This is a genomic window from Streptomyces sp. NPDC100445, from assembly GCF_044759735.1.
Taxonomy (GTDB): Bacteria; Actinomycetota; Actinomycetes; order Streptomycetales; family Streptomycetaceae; genus Streptomyces.
Genome location: NZ_JBIVZV010000007.1, coordinates 64153 through 83635, shown reverse-complemented (window position 1 = coordinate 83635; position 19483 = coordinate 64153). Strand labels below are relative to the sequence as shown.

At 71.4% G+C, this 19483-nt stretch carries 18 protein-coding genes and 2 pseudogenes; 13 read left to right on the top strand and 7 right to left on the bottom strand.

Features of this window, described 5'->3' with window-relative positions:
• Positions 1 to 116: 116 nt before the first annotated feature.
• Together ACIQVT_RS18560 and ACIQVT_RS18555 are read left to right on the top strand one after the other, a co-directional pair.
• The gene (locus tag ACIQVT_RS18560) at positions 117 to 587 is read left to right on the top strand and encodes a DUF5709 domain-containing protein (protein ID WP_403754296.1); all 471 of its coding nucleotides are present in this window, start codon (positions 117 to 119) and stop codon (positions 585 to 587) included.
• A 42-nt stretch (positions 588 to 629) separates the two neighbouring features.
• Positions 630 to 893, top strand: a complete 264-nt coding sequence (locus ACIQVT_RS18555; RefSeq protein ID WP_403754293.1) for a type B 50S ribosomal protein L31 — start codon at positions 630 to 632, stop codon at positions 891 to 893.
• A 14-nt stretch (positions 894 to 907) separates the two neighbouring features.
• Here ACIQVT_RS18555 and ACIQVT_RS18550 read toward each other — a convergent pair whose 3' ends face one another.
• On the bottom strand, positions 908 to 1702 hold the full coding sequence (locus ACIQVT_RS18550; RefSeq protein ID WP_403754290.1) for a metal-dependent hydrolase: 795 nt from the start codon (positions 1700 to 1702) through the stop codon (positions 908 to 910).
• 145 nt (positions 1703 to 1847) lie between these two features.
• Between ACIQVT_RS18550 and ACIQVT_RS18545 the strand changes: the two genes are divergently transcribed.
• Complete coding sequence (locus ACIQVT_RS18545; RefSeq protein WP_403754287.1) at positions 1848 to 4361, top strand: DUF3516 domain-containing protein; 2514 nt, start codon at positions 1848 to 1850, stop codon at positions 4359 to 4361.
• 19 nt (positions 4362 to 4380) lie between these two features.
• Complete coding sequence (locus tag ACIQVT_RS18540; protein ID WP_403754284.1) at positions 4381 to 5247, top strand: acyl-CoA thioesterase; 867 nt, start codon at positions 4381 to 4383, stop codon at positions 5245 to 5247.
• Between the two features lie 541 nt (positions 5248 to 5788).
• Here the strand turns inward: ACIQVT_RS18540 and ACIQVT_RS18535 are convergent.
• Both ACIQVT_RS18535 and ACIQVT_RS18530 read right to left on the bottom strand, forming a co-directional pair.
• A pseudogene (locus ACIQVT_RS18535) lies at positions 5789 to 6676 on the bottom strand (DUF6397 family protein); the annotation flags it as partial.
• Between the two features lie 125 nt (positions 6677 to 6801).
• Positions 6802 to 7215 carry a roadblock/LC7 domain-containing protein gene (locus ACIQVT_RS18530; protein ID WP_403754281.1) on the bottom strand — a complete coding sequence of 138 codons (414 nt, stop codon included), beginning with the start codon at positions 7213 to 7215 and terminating at the stop codon, positions 6802 to 6804.
• Between the two features lie 92 nt (positions 7216 to 7307).
• Between ACIQVT_RS18530 and ACIQVT_RS18525 the strand changes: the two genes are divergently transcribed.
• Positions 7308 to 7736 (top strand): PPOX class F420-dependent oxidoreductase, encoded by a 429-nt coding sequence (locus ACIQVT_RS18525; RefSeq protein ID WP_403754278.1) that lies wholly within the window; start codon positions 7308 to 7310, stop codon positions 7734 to 7736.
• 8 nt (positions 7737 to 7744) lie between these two features.
• Here ACIQVT_RS18525 and ACIQVT_RS18520 read toward each other — a convergent pair whose 3' ends face one another.
• The gene (locus ACIQVT_RS18520; RefSeq protein ID WP_403754275.1) at positions 7745 to 8335 is read right to left on the bottom strand and encodes a GTP-binding protein; all 591 of its coding nucleotides are present in this window, start codon (positions 8333 to 8335) and stop codon (positions 7745 to 7747) included.
• A 210-nt stretch (positions 8336 to 8545) separates the two neighbouring features.
• Between ACIQVT_RS18520 and ACIQVT_RS18515 the strand changes: the two genes are divergently transcribed.
• The gene (locus ACIQVT_RS18515) at positions 8546 to 9145 is read left to right on the top strand and encodes a class I SAM-dependent methyltransferase (RefSeq protein WP_403754272.1); all 600 of its coding nucleotides are present in this window, start codon (positions 8546 to 8548) and stop codon (positions 9143 to 9145) included.
• A gap of 12 nt (positions 9146 to 9157) precedes the next feature.
• Here ACIQVT_RS18515 and ACIQVT_RS18510 read toward each other — a convergent pair.
• Positions 9158 to 9429 (bottom strand): annotated as a pseudogene (locus tag ACIQVT_RS18510) (alpha/beta hydrolase); the annotation flags it as partial.
• Positions 9430 to 9678: 249 nt separating this feature from the next.
• Between ACIQVT_RS18510 and ACIQVT_RS18505 the strand changes: the two are divergent.
• Both ACIQVT_RS18505 and ACIQVT_RS18500 read left to right on the top strand, forming a co-directional pair.
• Positions 9679 to 9975, top strand: coding sequence for a hypothetical protein (locus ACIQVT_RS18505; protein ID WP_403754269.1), 297 nt, complete (start codon positions 9679 to 9681; stop codon positions 9973 to 9975).
• A gap of 142 nt (positions 9976 to 10117) precedes the next feature.
• The gene (locus tag ACIQVT_RS18500; RefSeq protein ID WP_403754266.1) at positions 10118 to 10987 is read left to right on the top strand and encodes a hypothetical protein; all 870 of its coding nucleotides are present in this window, start codon (positions 10118 to 10120) and stop codon (positions 10985 to 10987) included.
• 146 nt (positions 10988 to 11133) lie between these two features.
• Here the strand turns inward: ACIQVT_RS18500 and ACIQVT_RS18495 are convergent, their stop codons facing one another.
• On the bottom strand, positions 11134 to 11316 hold the full coding sequence (locus ACIQVT_RS18495; RefSeq protein ID WP_403754263.1) for a hypothetical protein: 183 nt from the start codon (positions 11314 to 11316) through the stop codon (positions 11134 to 11136).
• Positions 11317 to 11608: 292 nt separating this feature from the next.
• Positions 11609 to 12775, bottom strand: a complete 1167-nt coding sequence (gene xylA, locus ACIQVT_RS18490) for a xylose isomerase (RefSeq protein ID WP_403754260.1) — start codon at positions 12773 to 12775, stop codon at positions 11609 to 11611.
• Positions 12776 to 12929: 154 nt separating this feature from the next.
• On the opposite strand from xylA, the gene xylB reads away from it, so the two are divergent.
• The 5 genes from xylB to ACIQVT_RS18465 all read left to right on the top strand — a co-directional run bounded on the left by xylB (position 12930) and on the right by ACIQVT_RS18465 (position 19457).
• Entirely contained in the window at positions 12930 to 14375 is a 1446-nt protein-coding gene (gene xylB, locus ACIQVT_RS18485; protein ID WP_403754257.1) for a xylulokinase, read from the top strand.
• Between the two features lie 51 nt (positions 14376 to 14426).
• Positions 14427 to 15635, top strand: a complete 1209-nt coding sequence (locus ACIQVT_RS18480; RefSeq protein WP_403754254.1) for an ROK family protein — start codon at positions 14427 to 14429, stop codon at positions 15633 to 15635.
• A 551-nt stretch (positions 15636 to 16186) separates the two neighbouring features.
• Positions 16187 to 17671: an APC family permease gene (locus ACIQVT_RS18475; RefSeq protein ID WP_403754251.1), complete on the top strand. Its 1485-nt coding sequence runs from the start codon at positions 16187 to 16189 to the stop codon at positions 17669 to 17671.
• Positions 17672 to 17797: 126 nt separating this feature from the next.
• Entirely contained in the window at positions 17798 to 18811 is a 1014-nt protein-coding gene (locus ACIQVT_RS18470) for an acetamidase/formamidase family protein (protein WP_403754248.1), read from the top strand.
• A 46-nt stretch (positions 18812 to 18857) separates the two neighbouring features.
• Positions 18858 to 19457 carry an N-acetylmuramoyl-L-alanine amidase gene (locus ACIQVT_RS18465; protein WP_403754245.1) on the top strand — a complete coding sequence of 200 codons (600 nt, stop codon included), beginning with the start codon at positions 18858 to 18860 and terminating at the stop codon, positions 19455 to 19457.
• Positions 19458 to 19483 lie beyond the last annotated feature (26 nt).

Here is a 19483-nt window from a genome sequence, read left to right as displayed (position 1 = left end):
CGGAGGAACGCGCGGGGACCACCCGGTCCGCGGCGCGTGCCCCCCGTGCCGGGCGTGCCGACGGCCCGCCGTCCGCTGGGGCGGCACCCGGCCGTCCTCACCACCTGGAGGTACTCGTGGACAGCGCCGACGGCTGGGGGGACGACGTCTACCAACCCGACACATCCGAGATACCGGAGGATTCGGGGGTGCTCGACGTCGAGGACACACTGGACTTCGACGGCATCGCCGAGCCGCTCGACCGCGGCTGGTCCCCTCCCGAGCGGCCCTGGGCGGTGGAACACCTCGGTGTGACGGCCGCCGAGCGCAGGGCGGGTGAGACCCTCGACCAGCGGCTCGCCGAGGAGCTGCCCGACCTGACCACCCCCGGCGGCGACGGCATCGGTGACTGCGACGGCACGGACGGGGAACTCCTCGACAACGAGGTCGGCAACCTTCGTTCCGGTCGGCTGGTGGCTCCGGACGAGGGCGCGCACGAGGACGAGGAACCCGCTCTCGTCGCCACCGACGTCGGCATCGACGGTGCCGCCGCCTCCGCCGAGGAGGCCGCGATCCACATCGTCGACGAGGACGCCCTCCCCGGCTGATCCGCACGCCACCGGCCCGACCACCCCGCACGAGGAGCCGCCATGCAGCAGGACAAGCACCCGGACTACCACCCTGTCGTCTTCCGCGACCGGGCCGCCGGATACGCCTTCCTGACCCGGTCCACCGCACGGAGTGAGCAGACCATCGAGTGGGACGACGGCCGGGCGTACCCGGTGATCGACGTGGAGATCTCCTCGGAGAGCCACCCCTTCTACACGGGCAAGGCCCGCACGGTGGACACCGAGGGCCGCATCGCCCGGTTCGAGCGCCGGTACGGTGGCGCGGACGCCGGCGGGGCGGACTGATCCGGCGGACGCCCTCAGATGACGTTGAGGGCCGCGGCGCAGCCCACTCCCCCGAGCAGCATGAACACCGGCATCAGCACGCGCACCTCGACCCAGCTGCCGGCCCGGAAACGCATCGGCTTCGGCGGCCCGATCGGGTACCAGCGCTTGCGTCCCACCGGGATCGGCCACAGGATCGGGCAGCCCGACACGGTCAGCGCGTCCCCGATGTCGTGCACCAGTGCCCCCAGCACGACCGGCAGCCCCAGCCACACGTACTCCTGCCCCGGCGCGGTGAAGAGCCAGTGGGAACCGTTGCCCGGCTTGTCCAGCACCCCGGCGATGATCCACGCGCTGGTGGCCGCCAGCAGCCACACCAGGACGTCGCTGCTGGAACCGCGTGCCGCCCGCCACAGCAGCCCCTCGATCGCCAGCACCATGTGCGCGAACAGGATGGCCAGCACCGCCCAGCGTCCCCCGGTGATCGCCGCGGCGGAACAACCGGCGCCTATCAGCACCGCCCAGAGCCAGGTGTGCGTCAGCGTGCGGTGACCGCCGGAGCGGCGCGGGTCGCCCTGTTTCCTGGTGGCCTTGTAGACGGCGTACGACAGCTTGTCCACGATCTCGCAGATCCATCGGGACAGCGGACCGAAGGCGCGCGAGATGGTGGCCGCCTTGTGGTCGAGGTCCGGGGCGAGCGCGGCGCCCGCGCAGATCAGCGCGCCGGTGAGGAGGACCGGCCAGGGCATCGCATGACCGGCCGCGGCGGCGGCCGCACCGACGCCGAGCCAGGCCGCGGCCCCCGACAGTGAGTGTGCTGGTCCCATCATGGCCGCTTCCCGCCCCATTCCTCTTGTGCCGCTGTCCAGTTGACCTGGCGCACCGGCACTGCGCCGGCGACACAGCGTAGCGGCCGTGATCTTCGTACCCGCAGCCGATTCCCCTCTCAGGTGGGAGGCCAGGCAAGATGGGGGCGTGACCCTCATCGATCAGCTGCCGCCGACCGCCGACCCCGACGCCCTGTACGAAGCCTTCGAGTCGTGGGCGCGGGAGCGCGGCCTCACCCTCTACGCGCACCAGGAGGAGGCGCTGATCGAGGTGGTCTCCGGGGCGAACGTGATCGTGTCGACGCCGACCGGTTCCGGCAAGAGCATGATCGCCGCGGGTGCGCATTTCGCGGCGCTGGCACGCGACGAGGTCACCTTCTACACGGCCCCCATCAAGGCTCTGGTGTCGGAGAAGTTCTTCGAGCTGTGCAAGATCTTCGGCACCGAGAACGTCGGCATGCTGACCGGTGACGCGTCCGTGAACGCCGACGCGCCCGTGATCTGCTGCACCGCCGAGGTGCTGGCGTCGATCGCGCTGCGCGACGGCAAGGGGGCGGACGTCGGCCAGGTCGTCATGGACGAGTTCCACTTCTACGCCGAGGGCGACCGCGGCTGGGCCTGGCAGATCCCCCTGCTGGAACTCCCGCAGGCGCAGTTCATCCTGATGTCGGCCACTCTGGGCGACATGTCCTTCTTCGAGAAGGACCTGACTCGCCGCACCGGGCGCCCCACGGCGGTGGTCCGCTCGGCCACGCGCCCGGTGCCCCTCTCGTACGAGTACCAGCTCACCCCGCTCACCGAGACGCTGACCGAACTGCTGGAGACCCGGCAGGCGCCGGTCTACATCGTGCACTTCACGCAGGCGCAGGCCGTGGAGCGGGCGCAGGCGCTGATGAGCATCAACATGTGTTCGCGGGAGGAGAAGGACCAGATCGCCGCACTGATCGGCAACTTCCGCTTCACCACCAAGTTCGGCCGCAATCTCTCCCGTTACGTCCGGCACGGCATCGGCGTGCACCACGCCGGCATGCTGCCCAAGTACCGGCGCCTGGTGGAGAAGCTCGCGCAGGCCGGGTTGCTGAAGGTCATCTGCGGTACGGACACCCTCGGCGTGGGCGTCAACGTGCCGATCCGCACGGTGCTGTTCACGGCGTTGACCAAGTACGACGGGAACCGCGTGCGGACGCTGCGGGCCCGGGAGTTCCATCAGATCGCGGGCCGGGCCGGCCGCGCCGGCTTCGACACGGCCGGGCTCGTCGTCGCGCAGGCGCCGGAGCACGTCGTCGAGAACGAGAAGGCGCTGGCGAAGGCGGGCGACGACCCGAAGAAGCGGCGCAAGGTGGTGCGCAAGAAGGCGCCGGAGGGGTTCGTCGGCTGGACGGAGACCACCTTCCAGAAGCTGATCGAGTCGGACCCGGAGCCGCTGACCTCGCGGTTCCGGGTGACCCACACGATGCTGCTGTCGGTGATCGCCCGTCCCGGCAACGCCTTCGAGGCGATGCGCCACCTCCTGGAGGACAACCACGAGCCGCGCAAGCAGCAGCTGCGGCACATCCGCCGGGCGATCGCGATCTACCGCTCGCTGCTCGACGGCGGCATCGTCGAGAAGCTCGACAAGCCCGACGCCGAGGGCCGCATCGTCCGGCTCACGGTCGACCTCCAGCAGGACTTCGCGCTGAACCAGCCGCTGTCCACGTTCGCCCTCGCCTCGTTCGAACTCCTCGACCCCGAATCGCCGTCCTACGCGCTCGACATGGTCTCGGTCGTGGAGTCCACCCTGGACGACCCGCGGCAGATCCTGGCAGCGCAGCAGAACAAGGCGCGCGGTGAGGCCGTGGCCGCGATGAAGGCGGACGGGATCGAGTACGAGGAGCGCATGGAGCGCCTCCAGGACGTCACGTACCCGAAGCCGCTGGAGGAGCTCCTCTTCCACGCGTACGACACCTACCGCAAGAGCCACCCGTGGGTGGGCGACCACCCGCTGTCCCCGAAGTCGGTCGTCCGGGACATGTACGAGCGGGCGATGTCCTTCACCGAGCTGGTGTCCCACTACGAGCTGGCCCGCACCGAGGGCATCGTGCTGCGTTACCTCGCCAGCGCCTACAAGACCCTGGACCACACCATCCCGGACGACCTGAAGTCCGAGGACCTCCAGGATCTGATCGAGTGGCTCGGCGAGATGGTGCGCCAGGTGGACTCCAGCCTGCTGGACGAATGGGAGCAGCTGGCCAACCCGGAGGAGATGACCGCCGAGGAGGCCCAGGAGAAGGCCGACGAGGTCAAGCCGGTCACCGCCAACGCCCGGGCCTTCCGCGTCCTCGTCCGCAACGCCATGTTCCGCCGCGTGGAGCTGGCCGCCCTCGATCATGTGGAGGAACTGGGCGAGATGGACGCCGAGGCCGGCTGGGACGCCGACGCGTGGGGCGAGGCGATGGACAAGTACTGGGACGAGTACGACGACCTCGGTACGGGTCCCGACGCCCGCGGCCCCAAGCTGCTCGTCATCACCGAGGAGCCGGAGAACGCTCTGTGGCGTGTCCGCCAGATCTTCGACGACCCGAACGACGACCACGACTGGGGCATCAGCGCCGAGGTCGATCTGACGGCCTCGGACGCCGAGGGCCGCGCGGTCGTCCGCGTCACCGATGTCGGCCAGCTGTGAGCACAGGAGAGACGCACCGATGACGAACCCGGCCGAGAGACTGGTCGACCTGCTCGACCTGGAGCAGATCGAGGTCAACATCTTCCGTGGCCGCAGCCCGCAGGAGTCACTCCAGCGGGTCTTCGGCGGCCAGGTGGCCGGCCAGGCACTGGTCGCCGCCGGTCGCACCACGGACGGCGAACGCCCGGTGCACTCGCTGCACGCGTACTTCCTCCGCCCGGGCCGGCCGGGCGTGCCGATCGTGTACCAGGTAGAGCGGGTGCGCGACGGACGCTCGTTCACCACGCGCCGGGTCACGGCCGTACAGCAGGGCCGCACGATCTTCAATCTGACCGCCTCCTTTCACAAGCCTGAGGAAGGATCGTTCGAGCACCAGCTCCCGCCGGCCCGTGAGGTGCCGGACCCCGAGTCGCTGCCGACGGTCACCGAGGAGATACGCAAGCATCTCGGCGCGCTGCCCGAGCAGTTGGAACGGATGGCACGCCGTCAGCCCTTCGACATCCGGTACGTCGACCGTCTGCGCTGGAACCCCGAGGAGATCCAGGGCGCCGAGCCGCGCAGCGCCGTGTGGATGCGCGCGGTCAGCCCGCTCGGCGACGACCCGCTGGTGCACACGTGCGCGCTGACCTACGCCAGTGACATGACCCTTCTGGACGCGGTACGCATCCCGGTCGAGCCCCTGTGGGGGCCGCGGAACTTCGACATGGCGTCCCTGGACCACGCCATGTGGTTCCACCGGCCGTTCCGGGCCGACGAGTGGTTCCTGTACGACCAGGAGTCGCCGATCGCCACCGGCGGGCGCGGCCTGGCCCGCGGTCGAATCTACGACGTGCGGGGACAGTTGCTCGTCTCGGTCGTCCAGGAGGGCCTGTTCAGGTCTCTATGACACCCCGGTGGCATGGTTCTCACACCCGGGCGCGCCCTGAACCTCTCCACCGCAGCCAGGCTCGCAGCCCTCGGGACGGCCGCGCGGTTTCCGGCAGCACCCGCGGCGAGGACTGCGGCGTCGCCCGCACACCGGGGGTCCTCGCCCGGACGGTCCGTTCGGTGCCGCGGCGCGGGGGGCGAGACGTAACAGTCCGTTCGGTGTGGCGGTCCGGCGGACGACTGGCAACAGCCCGTTCGGTGCCGCGGCCTGGCGGGCGTGTGGCGACAGTCCGTTCGTCGACGTGTCCTGGCGGGCGCGTCGCGGCGGTGTGTGCGATGTCGGGCCACGGTGGGCGAGTAAGGGTTGCCGGGCGTACGGCCCGCAGCCGTGCCCGTGCGACCGCCTCTGCCAGTGGGGGCGGCGATTCCGGCAGGGGGATCGCCCGACCGAGCGGGCGGGTCGTCGGCCCGGACGCCCGCGCTCCTTTCGCGCCTCGGCGCGCCGGCGACCGGGTAGGCCGAGGTGGTTGCGGCGCGTCACTTCCGGAGCGCGTCGCCGGTCCCGGGAACCTCGACGTGTCCTCCCTCGGCCTGGTGACCGTGCGTGCCATCGGCGGGATGGGCCGCGCTGCCGTCCGGAGCATCAGTGGGACACGTCGGGTGGCGGGACGCGGGGCGGGCGAGACGGTGCGGGCCTCTTCCATCGCACGCGCCAGGTCGCTGCGCAGCCAGCCCAGTTCGTCCGCGTCCTGGGCCGTCGTCAGCCGCTCGGCGAGGTCCGCGGAGGGCGTTCCCGGAGCGCCCTGACCTGGTGGGGCGGGGCGGAACCGGTTGAGGTGCGCACGCTCGTAGGGGTCCCTGACGATGTCGGCGACTTCGGCGGGGGTGAGGAAGGCGGCGACAGCCCCGGCCCGGGCCCAGGGATGTTCCGCCTGCCGCAACAGGATTCCCAGACGGCGTCCACGCCAGTTGCGGGCCCGCAGGTCCACTCCGGCCGCCAACTGGCCGCGCAGGCTTTCGGGCGTACGCCCCTTGAGGAGGCGCGTGTTCTTGGTGTCCGCCGCGAACTCCCGCAGCTCTTCCGCCAGGTAGAGCCAGACCACGGCCCGGTAGCGGTTGAGGTAGAACTTCGTGGGCACGAACAGGCCCAGTCGGGCCAGCCGGGTGAAACGTCCGGCCGAGATGTTCATGAGAGCGGCGCCCTCCGCGGTGCCCGTGAGCCGCACACGCTCCCGCAGGGCATCGGGGAAGCCGTCCTGCGCACGGACGCGGTCGATCTCGGCCCACTCGACCCGGCGGCCTCCGCCCCCACCCTCGTCGGGCACGGTCCGGATGCGGCCGAGGTGCGCGGCGACATCGAATTCCGCCGGCTCCAGGCCTAGCTCGCGAGCGGCGCGGTTCGGTGTGCAGTGGCTGGGACGGGACGGACCGACAGTGTTCGCCGACATGGTCGTACTCCCCCGCGGAGTGAGTGGCTCACGCCCTGTGCGTTCGCCGTGAACACACCGTAGCCGCCCAGCCGCTCTCCGTGGTGGGCCTGTGGATAACCCATCCGGGATCGCGAAATGGCTGGTCAGATGTCTGTGGTGCGCGTCTTCTCGGGTTGTCTGGCGTCGACGCCGAGGTGCTCGCCGACCCGGTTGACGAGCAGGGTCATCTCGTAGGCGATCTGCCCTATGTCGGCCTCCGCCCCACTGAGGACGCACAGACAGCTGCCCGCGCCGGCCGCGGTCACGAACAGGACGGCGTCGTCGTACTCGATCATCGTCTGGCGGACTGCGCCGGCGCCGAAGTGGCGTCCCGAACCCCTGGCGAGACTGTGCAGCCCCGATGCCACGGCGGCCAGGTGCTCGGCATCCTCACGGCGCAGGCCCGTACTCGCTCCGGTGACCAGTCCGTCGTTCGACAGGACCAGCGCGTGGCGCACGTGGTCGACCCGCTCGGTCAGGTCATCCAGGAGCCAGCCGAGTCCCTGGTTCCGCACCATGTCCTTCTCCCCGTGGGATGTCTCCCCCTGGCTGGAGGAACCTCTCCGCCAGCCTTCCCCACGACCGGCGCACGGGCAAGCAGGATGGGGCCATGGCAGAGAAGATGACCGATGAGGAGTGGCGGGCGTTCGTCTCGGACGGGACCCGCACCGGCAAGCTGTCCACCGTTCGCGCAGACGGGAGCCCGCACGTGGCTCCGATCTGGTTCGTGTTGGAGGGGGACGAACTGGTCTTCAACACCGGGAAGGACACGGTGAAGGGACGCAATCTGGCCCGTGACGGGCGGGTCGCCCTTTGCGTGGACGACGATCGGCCACCCTTCCACTTCGTGGTCGTGAGCGGCCGGGCCCGGTTGTCGGAGGACCTCACCGAGGTGCGCCTTTGGGCCACTCGGATCGCCGCCCGGTACATGGGTCAGGAGCGCGCCGAGGAGTACGGTGCCCGCAACGGCGTGCCGGGCGAGCTGCTCGTCCGGGTCACCGTAGAGAACGTGGTGGCCGTGCGGGATCTGGCGGCCTGAGGGTCGGATCAGCCGACCGGGTCCAGGAGCCGGGCGCTGTGCACCCGCCCGGCGTACTCGACGAGGCGGATCAGCACCTCCTTGCCGGAGTCACGGTCACGCGCGTCGCAGAAGACCAGGGGGGTGCCGGGGTCCAGGCCGAGCGTTCTGGACACATCGGCGCCGTCGTGGGGGCCGGTCGGGGAGAAGCAGTTGACGGCCACGACGAACGGAATGCGCCGTTGCTCGAAGTACTTGACGGCGGGTGAACAGTGCCCCGGGCGTCTGGTGTCCGCCAGGACCACGGCGCCGAGTGCTCCTTGGGACAGTTCGTCCCACAGGAACCGGAAGTGGTCCTGCCCGGGTGTGCCGAAGAGGTAGAGCGACAGGCCGGGCCGGATGGTGATGCGGCCGAAGTCCGTCGCGACGGTCGTGACGACCTCCCGGCCCGCTCGCTCGGCGTCAACCGCCATCTGACCGGCTTCGCTGAGCAGTTCTTCGGTGCGCAGTGGCCGGATCTCGCTGACGGCTCCCACCAGGGTCGTCTTGCCTGCGCCGAACCCGCTGGCGATCAGGATCTTCAACGCCACGCCGGTAGTGTCGATGTGCTCTCGGACCATGCTTACTTCTCTCGGGAGGGCCGACCGCGGCCGGTGGCCGGGTGCTCCGGAATACCATGACCTCGGGGACCCTAGCCCGGAACGGGGCTCACAAAGGTGGCGCATTCGGTAGGTGTCGCAACGTGACACAGAGATGCGACAGAACGATCACGGTCCGCTCGAAGGTGCGCACAGACATGACTCGCGTGGCCTTGGGAGATCATGCCGGGCATGAGTGACGACCACACACACGTGCAGGAGTTCTTCACCGCGCGGGCGGCCGACTGGGACAGCCGGTTCCCGGACGACGGTCCCGCCTACGCCGCCGCCGTCGCCCGGCTCGGGCTGCGGGAGGGTGACCGCGTGCTGGACGCCGGCTGCGGCACGGGACGGGCACTGCCGCCCCTGCGAGCTGCCGTGGGCCCCTCCGGGACGGTGCTGGGCGCCGACCTGACCCCGGCGATGCTCCGAGCCGCCGTACGGGAGGGCAGGCACCGCGACGGCCGGCTGCTGCTCGCGGACGTCGCCGCGCTGCCGCTGCGCCCGGGCTGCCTGGACGCCGTGTTCGCCGCCGGCCTGATCGCCCACCTGGCGCGTCCGGCGGAGGATCTGCGGGAACTGGCTCGTGTGGTCCGGCCGGGCGGCACGCTCGCGCTCTTCCACCCCATCGGCCGCGCGGCCCTGGCGGCACGGCAGGGCCGTCAGATCACTCCGGACGATCTGCGGGCCGAAGGAAACCTCGGTCCGCTCCTGGGCCGTTCGGGCTGGCGTATGACGTCCTACGCCGACGAGGACGCGCGGTTCCTCGCGCTCGCGGTCCGTCGGGACTGACCCGGGGGGTGGCGTCAGCCAGGCCTCGTCCAGAGCGGCCGCGACCGCCTCGGCGTGCTCCTCCAGCGTGCAACCGAAGCCTCGGGGACGGTCGCTCGTGCCGTGCCCGGGGAGATCCACGAAGAGGCTGCGCCGACCCGCGAGCCCGGACCTGGCCGCGATGTGCGCGTGGTACACGGTGGACTCGAACCAAAACCGTGCAGATGCACCCGGGCCGGTTCCGCTCCCGCCGCCTCGGTCCACCGAATGTGACTTCCCCTGCTGTCGAAGGTGGCCTGCCGCAACGTCCCCCTCCCTGACGGCTGCGCGACACCCTGACCTCACTCGACGGGGTCAGCCGCCCAGTCGCTCCGGTGCCGCACCGGGGAGCCGTGCAGTCCGGGGATCTTCGGTGTGTCGGTCACCGCTTGCAGCCGACGGACACATCCGAGCCGCCGCCCCGCATCCCCTTATGCCGTCGCGTCAGCAACTCTACGGTGGAAAACAGCAGATGAGCGCTCACGCTGATCGCGTACGGGGAGAGGGTGGTCCACGTGTTCGACATCGTTCGCAGGTACGCCGACAGGCTCCGCGCCTCCGCGCAGACGCGGCCCGCGGAATCCGGGGAACGGCGCACGCACAACTTGTTCGAAGCGGCGGCCGTCTATGTGGTGGCCCGCGCGCAGGACGATCAGGACGGGATCGAGGAGGCGGCGGCCTGGGTCTCGCCGGAGGCGCTGTCGTTCGGCGTGAGCGAATTGGCCTGCCGGGCGGTCGTCGCGCTGGCTCGGGAGCGCAACGAGCCTCCCCGGGTGGTGGCCCGAGATCTGCTCGGGCTGCCTGCCGCCTGAGAGGAACAACATCTTCCGGAGGTGGCCGTTTCGCCCCTGTCCAGGTGGAAACCTGCTGCTCCGCGCGTGTGCGGACCCGTGACAAGCGGCTCCCGCCGGCACTAGGGTGCGCGCCGATGGACGAACCAATGGGGAGGCTGGGATGGCCGGGACGGACGATGAGGCCGTCGCTGCCGCGGACGACGCGCTGTACGTGCTGACGGCGGTGCTGCTGACGCCGGCGCAGTTCCCGAGCGTGCTCGGCGACGACTACCCGGAGGCCTGCGCGGCCCTCGGTCTCGCGCCGCGCGCCGACGGGTACGGCCTGGTGTTGGGGCAGGACGGGGACGGCGCCCGCTGGACGGTCGTCATCGACGACGTCTCACTGGTCGCCGTGGCGATCGCGTCCTGGGACTGCGGCATGGAGTACGAGCTGTCCCCGCCCGAGCAGGCGGTCGTGACCGCGCTGCCGGGGTGGCCGCTGGCCGTCGCGGTGGCGGCACCCGGCGTGCCGGCTCCGCACGACCCGGCTCCCGAGGCGGCGGGCGGCCCCGCGCTGCGCCCGCCGGATCTCAGAGTCTGGGGGCCGGCACAGCGACGTCTCGGTGCCGATGAGATCGCGCTTCAGTGGGTGACCTGGCGGGAGCGGATCGACGACACATCGTTCGTTCCTCCCGCTCAGCGGGCGGAGCCGGCCGAAGCCTCGACGGACGGTGTCACGGGCACGCCGGGCACGAAAGCCGGCGCGGCCTCGTCGCCAGGTGGTCCCTCGGGGGTCCGCCAGGTGCTCGCGCAGGCCCGTGCGTACCTCGACTCACCGCCGCCCCTGGGCCGGGTGCGCTCGTCCTTCGCCCCGGGTGAGGCCCGTACGCTGCGCGCCGACGGTCCCGGCTGGTCGATCGTGGCTCGCACCGACGACATCGCGTTCGTACTCCTCGACGAGAAGCCCCGCGAGGTTCTGCCGGTGGGCCGGGGGCCCGAGCTGCCGGGGCTGCTGGAGGCTCTGGACAAGATGGCCGTGCGACCCCTGTGAGCCAGGGCCGGCGGTACGGCGGCCGCCCGGCGCCCACGGGACCGCGCCTCCGAGAACTGACACGGTTCTCGGCGGCGCGGCCCGCCCTGGCAGGCCTGGTAAGCAAGCAGGCAGCCGTGCCAAGTTTGCGGCGGCGTGCCCATGTGTCAGCGGCCGATCTCCTTGCGGCTGACCCGGCGGAGTCTGCGCCGTTGGGACGGGTCCAGCGTCAGGTACGCGGCCACCGGAACGCCGACCACGATGAGGAACGACACCCACCAGGGCAGCCAGATCAGCAGGATCAACCCGACCGCCACGCCCCCTGCGGCGATCTTCGCGTTCTTCGACATGTACGTCGCCTCCTTCGCGGCTGCTGCCGCTCTCTGATCTGAGAACGGCCGTCCGCTCTCCGCGGTTCCGGCTCCGGACCCTGAGACATCCCTGAGACGCCCCTTCCGGGTCACCGGGTCGAGCGATCGCCCTGGGGAACCGGACCGTGGTGTCGCTCGGAAGGTGACATCCGGCAGACCGGGAGATCGGGAGATCGGGAAAGTATGGGCGTGGGCATCAGGGCGCCGGGGAAGTGTCGGGGCCGGGGCGAGCCGGGCGAGCCGCTGCCGTTCGCCCCGGCACCCCCCTGCCTCAGCCGCGCGCTGCCAGCAGGTGGTCCATGGCCAGCTGGTCGAGGCGCTCGAAGGCCATGCCGCGGGCCGCGGCGGCTTCCACGTCGAACTCCTCGAAGGACGTGCGGTCGGCGAGCAGTGCCTCCAGGCCGTCGGCCGCGGTCGGCTGGGCGAGCTGGTCCAGCCGTGACGCGCGCAGCGCCTCCTGCACCTCCGGGTCGGCGCGGAAGGCGGCCGCACGCTCCTTGAGGATGAGGTAGTTGCGCATGCAGCCCGCCGCCGACTCCCACACACCGTCGAGGTCCTCGGTCCGCGGCGGCTTGAAGTCGAAGTGGCGGGGCCCGTCGTAGCCGGCGGTCTCCAGGAGGTCCACGAGCCAGAAGGCGGACCGCAGGTCACCGGCGCCGAAGCGCAGGTCCTGGTCGTACTTGATGCCGGACTGGCCGTTGAGGTCGATGTGGAAGAGCTTGCCCGCCCACAGGGCCTGCGCGATGCCGTGCGGGAAGTTCAGCCCCGCCATCTGCTCGTGGCCGACCTCCGGGTTGACGCCGTACAGCTCGGGCCGCTCCAGGCGCTCGATGAAGGCGAGCGCGTGACCGACCGTGGGCAGCAGGATGTCGCCACGGGGCTCGTTCGGCTTGGGTTCGATGGCGAACCGCAGGTCGTAGCCCTGTTCGGTGACGTACTCGCCGAGGAGGTCGAAGGCCTCCTTCATCCGGTCCAGGGCGGCGCGTACGTCCTTGGCGGCCCCCGACTCGGCACCCTCGCGCCCGCCCCAGGCCACGTACGTCCTGGCACCCAGTTCGGCCGCCAGGTCGATGTTGCGGATCGTCTTTCGCAGCGCGTAGCGGCGCACGTCGCGGTCGTTGGCGGTGAACGCGCCGTCCTTGAAGACGGGGTGGGTGAAGAGGTTCGTGGTGGCCATGGGAACGGTCATGCCGGTGGCGTCCAGGGCCTGGCGGAACCGCTTGATGTGCGACTCGCGCTCGGTGTCCGAGGAGCCGAAGGGGATCAGGTCGTCGTCGTGGAAGGTCACTCCGTGGGCGCCGAGCTCGGCCAGGCGCCGCACCGTCTCGGCCGGGTCGAGGGCACCACGGGTGGCGTCCCCGAACGGGTCCCTCCCCTGCCAGCCGACGGTCCACAGGCCGAAGGTGAACCTGTCGTCGGGGGTGGGCTGGTAGTTCATGCCGCGGCTCCTTGCTGCGTACGACTATTCGTCATGGCGATTTACAAATTAGTATGCGCACGCACCGGTGGGAAGAGACAAGATGTCTTCGACCACGAGGTGTCTTCGTCAGCGCACCGCACGTTCCGCCTGGCCGCGGAAGAGGGAGAGCCCGATGTCAGCAGCCGAGGGTCCGCTCGTCGTCGGCGTGGACACGTCCACCCAGTCCACGAAGGCGCTGGTCGTCGACGCGGCCACCGGTCAGGTCGTGGCGAGTGGCCAGGCACCGCACACCGTGACCGACGGCGCGGGCCGGGAGAGTGATCCGCGCCGGTGGTGGGACGCGCTCCGCGCGGCGTTGCACCAGTGCGGCGACGCGGCGCACGAGGCGGCGGCGGTGTCCGTCGGGGGCCAGCAGCACGGTCTGGTCACGCTGGACGAGCACGGTGAGCCGGTGCGGCCGGCACTGCTGTGGAACGATGTCCGCTCGGCGCCGCAGGCCCGCCGTCTGGTGGCGGAACTGGGCGGTCCCGCGGCGTGGGCGGAGCGCACCGGCAGCGTGCCCGGGGCGTCCTTCACGGTCACCAAGTGGGCGTGGCTCGCCGAGCACGAGCCGGAGGCGGTGCGTGCCACCAGAGCGGTACGGCTCCCCCACGACTACCTCACCGAGCGCCTCACCGGGCAGGGCACCACCGACCGCGGCGACGCCTCGGGAACCGGATGGTGGGCGTCCGCGACCGAGGCCTACGACGAGGCGACTCTCGCGCACGTCGGCCTCGACCCGGCACTACTGCCCCGGGTGGCGCGGCCCGGCGAGGTGGCCGGCACCGTCCGCGACGGCCATGACCTGCCCTTCTCCAAAGGCACACTGGTGGCCCCGGGCACCGGTGACAACGCGGCGGCCGCGCTGGGCCTCGGCCTGCGGCCCGGCACTCCGGTGCTGAGCCTCGGCACGTCCGGCACGGTGTACGCCCTCTCCGAGCACCGCCCGGCCGATCCCACCGGCACGGTGGCGGGCTTCGCCGACGCGCGCGGGGACTGGCTGCCCCTGGCCTGCACCCTGAACTGCACGCTCGCCGTGGACCGCGTCGCGGCGCTGCTGGGCCGCGACCGGGAGGCCGTGGAACCCGGCGGTTCGGTGACGCTGCTGCCGTACCTGGACGGCGAACGCACCCCGGACCTGCCGCACGCGTCCGGCCTCCTGCACGGGCTGCGGCATGACACGACCGCGGGCCAAGTGCTCCAGGCGGCCTACGACGGTGCCGTGCACGCGCTGCTGGGCGCTCTCGACCTGGTCCTCGACGCGGACGCGGACCGCGGTGTTCCGTTGCTCCTGATCGGCGGCGGAGCGCGGGGAGCGGCCTGGCAGCGGACCGTGAGCCGGCTGTCGGGGCGGCCCGTACAGGTGCCGGAGGCCAGGGAACTGGTAGCCCTGGGCGCGGCGGCGCAGGCAGCCGGAGTGCTGACCGGCGAGGATCCCGCGGCGGTCGCCCGCCGCTGGAACACCGCGGCGGGCCCGGTCCTGGAGGCCGTTGAGCAGGACCGGACGACGTTGGAGCGGATCACCGGGGTACTCTCCGACGCGGCCCCGCTGCTGGAGCGGGGAACACGGAACCAGTGACCCGGCCGCCTGCGCGGAGCCGGGCCGCGGACACCGAGGATTGACGGAGGCATGACCGCACCGCTGCACGAGGCGCGCCCACCGGGCGCCGGCCGCGCCCTGCCGGACACCCAGCAGGGCATGCGTCGGCGCAATCTGGCGCGGGTGATGCACGCCGTCAGCGCGGAGGGTTCGCTGTCCCGGGCCGCGGTCGCCTCGCGGATCGGTCTGACGCGCGCGGCGGTGTCGACCCTGGTGGACGATCTGATCGGCTGGGGACTGCTGGAGGAACTGGGCCCTGAGCGGCCGGGCCGCGTGGGCCGGCCGGGGTCGGCGCTCGCGGTGAGCGCCCGGGGTCCGGCCGGCATCGGCGCGGAGATAGGGGTCGACCATCTCGCGGTCTGCGCGGTCGACCTGCGCGGCGAGGTCCGCGCGCGGGCGGTGCGGCCCGGGACCAATCGGGGCCGGGCCCCCGAGCCGGTGACCGAGGAGCTGACGGCACTGGTCCGCCAGGTCGTCGCGGAGGGCGAACGGGCGGGACTCTGGCCCGCCGGGCTCGCCATCGCGGTGCCGGGACTGGTGGCGAGGGACGGACACACCGTCGTACGGGCCCCCAATCTCGACTGGCACGACGCCGATCTCGGTCCCCTGGTGCCCGGCGGATGGCCGCTGACCGTGGACAACGAGGCCAATTTCGGTGCCCTGGCCGAATTGTGGCTCGGTGCCGGCACGCCCGGTGACTTCCTCCACGTGTCGGCGGAGATCGGTATCGGCGCCGCGGTCGTCGTGGACGGCCGGCTGCTGCGCGGAACCCGGGGATTCGCGGGTGAGCTCGGCCATGTCCCCGTCCGACCGGACGGACCCCCCTGCCCTTGCGGCAGCCGGGGCTGCCTGGAGCAGTACGCGGGCGAGGAGGCGGTGCGGCGCGCGGCCGGACTGGAGCCCCGCGAGGATCTGGTGGGGCTGCTCGCGGAGCGCGCCGAGGACGGTGACGAAGCGGTACGGGCCGCACTGCGGGAAGCGGGTACGGCCCTCGGTATCGCGCTGACCGGGGCCGTCAACCTGCTCGACCCCGAGGCCGTGGTCGTGGGCGGTGCCCTGGCCGGCCTGTCGCCCTGGCTGCTGCCGTCGCTGGAGGCTGAGCTGTCGGGACGGACAGCGGGCCCGGCATGTCCCGTGACGGTGTCCCGGCTCGGTCCGCAGGGTCCGCTGCTGGGCGCCGCGCACTCGGTCGTGCGGGCGGTCCTGGACGATCCGGCGATGGTGGCGGGCCGCCGCTGACGCTGGTCACGGCAGCAGCCGCGTCCGGGAGTCCGGATGACGCACCGGCGACCTGATTCTCGCGAGGTCAGCCGCGGTTTTCACCAGGCTCCGGCACGCGGCCGGCAGTCGTCACGGCCCGGCGCCACGCGACCGCGGCCCACCGGAGCGGCGCGAGGAAACCGACGCCCACATCACGCTGTGGCCCTGCCACCCGCACGACTGGCGGACGCGCTCGGCACCGGGCCGGCCCCGCACCGCGTCCGCACGAGTGGCGCACCGGCCGGAGCCGTACCGGTAGGAGCGCGTGCTCACGCATGGGGCGGGCACCGCTGTGACGGATGGCGCCGCACCCTTCCGGACGCCCCGTCATCGCCCGATCGAGTGGTCGAATTTTCCACAGGGCACGGGTTGTCCACGGAACCGTGGCGGACCCTTCTGCGTGACCGAACCGCGCCGTACCGTGATTCACGCGAGGCGCAGCCGACGGACCGTCACGTCCGGTCGGACGCTGCGGAGAGAGGAACGCTCAGACAGCAGGCGACGGCGGACCGACACGTATCGGGGGACACATGGACGGGGAGACGACCGGGACACTGCGACGCGACGCCATCGGATTGCGTGAGGTCCTGTTCCAGAGCGTCACGGCGATGGCGCCGGCCGCCGCGGTGGCCGCGTCGATCCCGTCCGGCGCCGCCTTCGCGGGCGGAAGTCTGCCGCTGGCGGTGCTGGTCGCCCTGGTGGCCTGTCTGTTCACTGCGTCATGCGTGGCGGAGCTGGCGCGGGAACTGCCCGCGGCGGGTTCGGTGGTGACCTACGCGGCGCGCGGCCTGCACCCGGCCGTCGGCTTCCTCGTGGGCTGGGCCTACGTCTTCGTGGAGATGCTGGTGCCGCCGCTGCTGCTCCTCCAGCTGGGCTTCACGGCAGCGGGCACGCTGCACGCGGAATGGTCCTCGTACCCGGCGGGGCTTTGGTGGCCGTGGTCGCTGGCGGGGACGGTGGTGATCGCCGCCGCAGGTTACTTCGGCGTCCGTGCCTCGGCCCGCTTCGGCACCGTCCTCGGCGTCTTCGAGATCCTGGTCTTCCTGGTGTTCGCGGCACTGCTGATCGGCAGGGCGGGCAGCGCCAACACCCTGTCGGTGTTCGGTACGTCCCACACCGCGGCCGGTTATCCGGGGGCCGCCGGTGTGTTCGCCGGATCCGTCTACACGGTGCTGGCCTTCTCCGGGTTCGAGGCGGCGGCGCCACTGGCCGAGGAGACGTGCGACCCCCGGCGCACGATGCACCGCGCGGTCCTCGGAGCGGCGCTGGGCATCGGGGTCTTCTACGTACTGACGACCTACGCCATGACCGTCTCCTTCGGTCCCGATCGTTTCGCGTCGTTCGGCGCCTCGGGCGGGGCGTCCTGGGAGGGCGTCGCCCGGGCCTCCTACGGCCTCTTCTGGGTGCTGGTGTTCCTCGCGGTGATCAACTCCACGATCGCGAACGCCAACGCCGGCGCCAACGTCTCCACCCGCACGGCCTTCGCCATGGCCCGTGTCCGTGTCCTCCCCCGCATCCTCGCCACGCTCCACCCCCGGCACCGCTCCCCTGTGGCCGGCATCGCGGCGCAGAGCGCCGTGGCCCTCGGAGCGGTACTGGGCCTCGGTCTCGGCTACGACCCCGTGACCGCGTTCCTGCTCCTCGCCACCGTGATCGTCACGATGGTCGTCGGTGTCTACATCGTGGTGAACCTCTCCTGCGCCGGGCACTTCCTGCGGTCCCGCCGGGCGGCCCTGAAACCGGTCCGGCACCTGCTGTTCCCGGTGCTCGGCATCGCCGCGTTCGTTCCCGCGCTGCTGACGGCCGCCGGCCTCCCGGTGTTCGACTTCGTGACCGAACTGACGGCGCCGGTGTCCTACGCGGGACCGATCGTCGGCGTGTGGATGGCGGTGGGCGTGGTGGTCCTGCTCATCCTGCTACGGCGACACCCCGAGCGAATAGCCGCGACCGCGCGGGTCCACCTCGACGAGTACGACCCGACCGCCGCCCGGCGTGACGGCACCGTGCCGCACTGACACGCCCTCACGTCCCCCTCGACGCAGTCCGGGACGGGGACACACCGGTCCCCCGGGCCGAAGTCCCCGGCTGCGGCCGCCCGGCCCCAGACCGACCAACACCCTCCAGAAGGGAGTCATGTCACGATGGCCGATCCCAGGATCCTCACCGTGCGCCCGGAGCCGGACCAGTACGCCTGGACCTTCGGTGGAGCGGCGCCCGTGGCGCGGATCGCCCCAGGTACGGTTCTCGACCTGTACACGGAGGACTGCTTCGCCGGCCGGGTCCGCTCCGAGAAGGATCTCGTGTCGAAGGTCTGCGAGTTCCCGTACCTCAATCCACAGACCGGTCCCTTCCACATCGACGGCGCCGAGCCCGGGGACACGGTGGCGGTGCACTTCGTGTCGATCGAACCGGCACGCGACTGGGCGGCATCGACGACCGTCCCCCTCTTCGGCGCGCTCACCTCGACGCACACCACGGCCACACTCCAGCCACCGCTGCCGGAGCGGGTCTGGATCTGGCAACTTGACCGGGACAGGCGCACCGCCCTGTTCCAGGCCCAGGACAGCGACATCCGGCTGGAGCTGCCGCTGGACCCCATGCACGGGACGGTGGGCGTGGCCCCCGCCAACCTGGAGGTGCGTTCCGCCCTGGTCCCCGACGCCCACGGCGGGAACATGGACACGCCCGAGATGCGAGCCGGCGTCACCTGCTACCTCGGGGTCAATGTCGAAGGGGCCCTGCTCAGTCTCGGCGACGGGCACGCCCGCCAGGGTGAGGGCGAGACCTGTGGCGTGGCCGTGGAGTGCGCCATGAACACGGTGGTGATCGTGGACCTCCTCAAGGGCATCGCCACACCGTGGCCCCGGCTGGAGTCCGATACACACATCATCTCGACCGGGTCGGCCCGGCCGCTGGAGGACGCGTTCCGGATATCGCAGCTCGACCTGGTGCGGTGGCTGGTGCGCGACTTCGGGTTCAGCGAGCTGGACGCGTACCAATTCACCACGCAGACGGTCGAGTCACCGCTGGCCAATGTGTGTGACACGAACTACACGTGCGTGGCGAAGCTCCGCAAGGAGTGGCTGCCCACGCGCGAGACGTACCGCGGCGTGCACACCCGGCTGCGCGACACCGCGCGAGCCCTGCTCCGCTGACCTCCCCGTCGTACCCGCAGACCTTCGAAAGGTGATCGCGATGGACATGGACCGAGTCAGACCCCCGCTCAGCCGACGCCGGCTGCTGAAGAGCGCGGCGCTCGCCGCCGTCTCCTACCCGCTGCTTCCCGACCCGGTCGCGGTCGCGCGGACCTCGGCCGTCGACTATCCGTCCGCCGAATGGCAGCCGGCCATCTCCTCGAACTACACGCTGTCCAGCCGCCCCGCCAGTTACGCCATCGACCGTGTGATCATCCACGTCACACAGGAGACGTACGACGACACGCTGGCGATCTTCAACGATCCGGAGAAGCAGGTCTCCGCGCACTACCTGGTACGTTCGGCGGACGGACACGTCGCCCAGTGCGTCCGCGAGGCCGATGTCGCCTGGCACGCGGGCAACTGGAGCTACAACACACGCAGCATCGGCATCGAGCACGAAGGCTGGGTGGACCAGCCCGGGTACTTCACCAACGCCCTCTACCTGGAGTCGGCGAAACTGACGGCGGCGATCTGCGCGAAGTACGGCATCCCCCGGGACAGACAGCACATCATCGGCCACTACCAGGTGCCGGGAACCGACCACACCGACCCGGGACCGAACTGGGACTGGGTGCGCTACATCAGAATGGTCAATTTCGCCTAGCCGACGGCGAGCGGTCGTCGCACAGT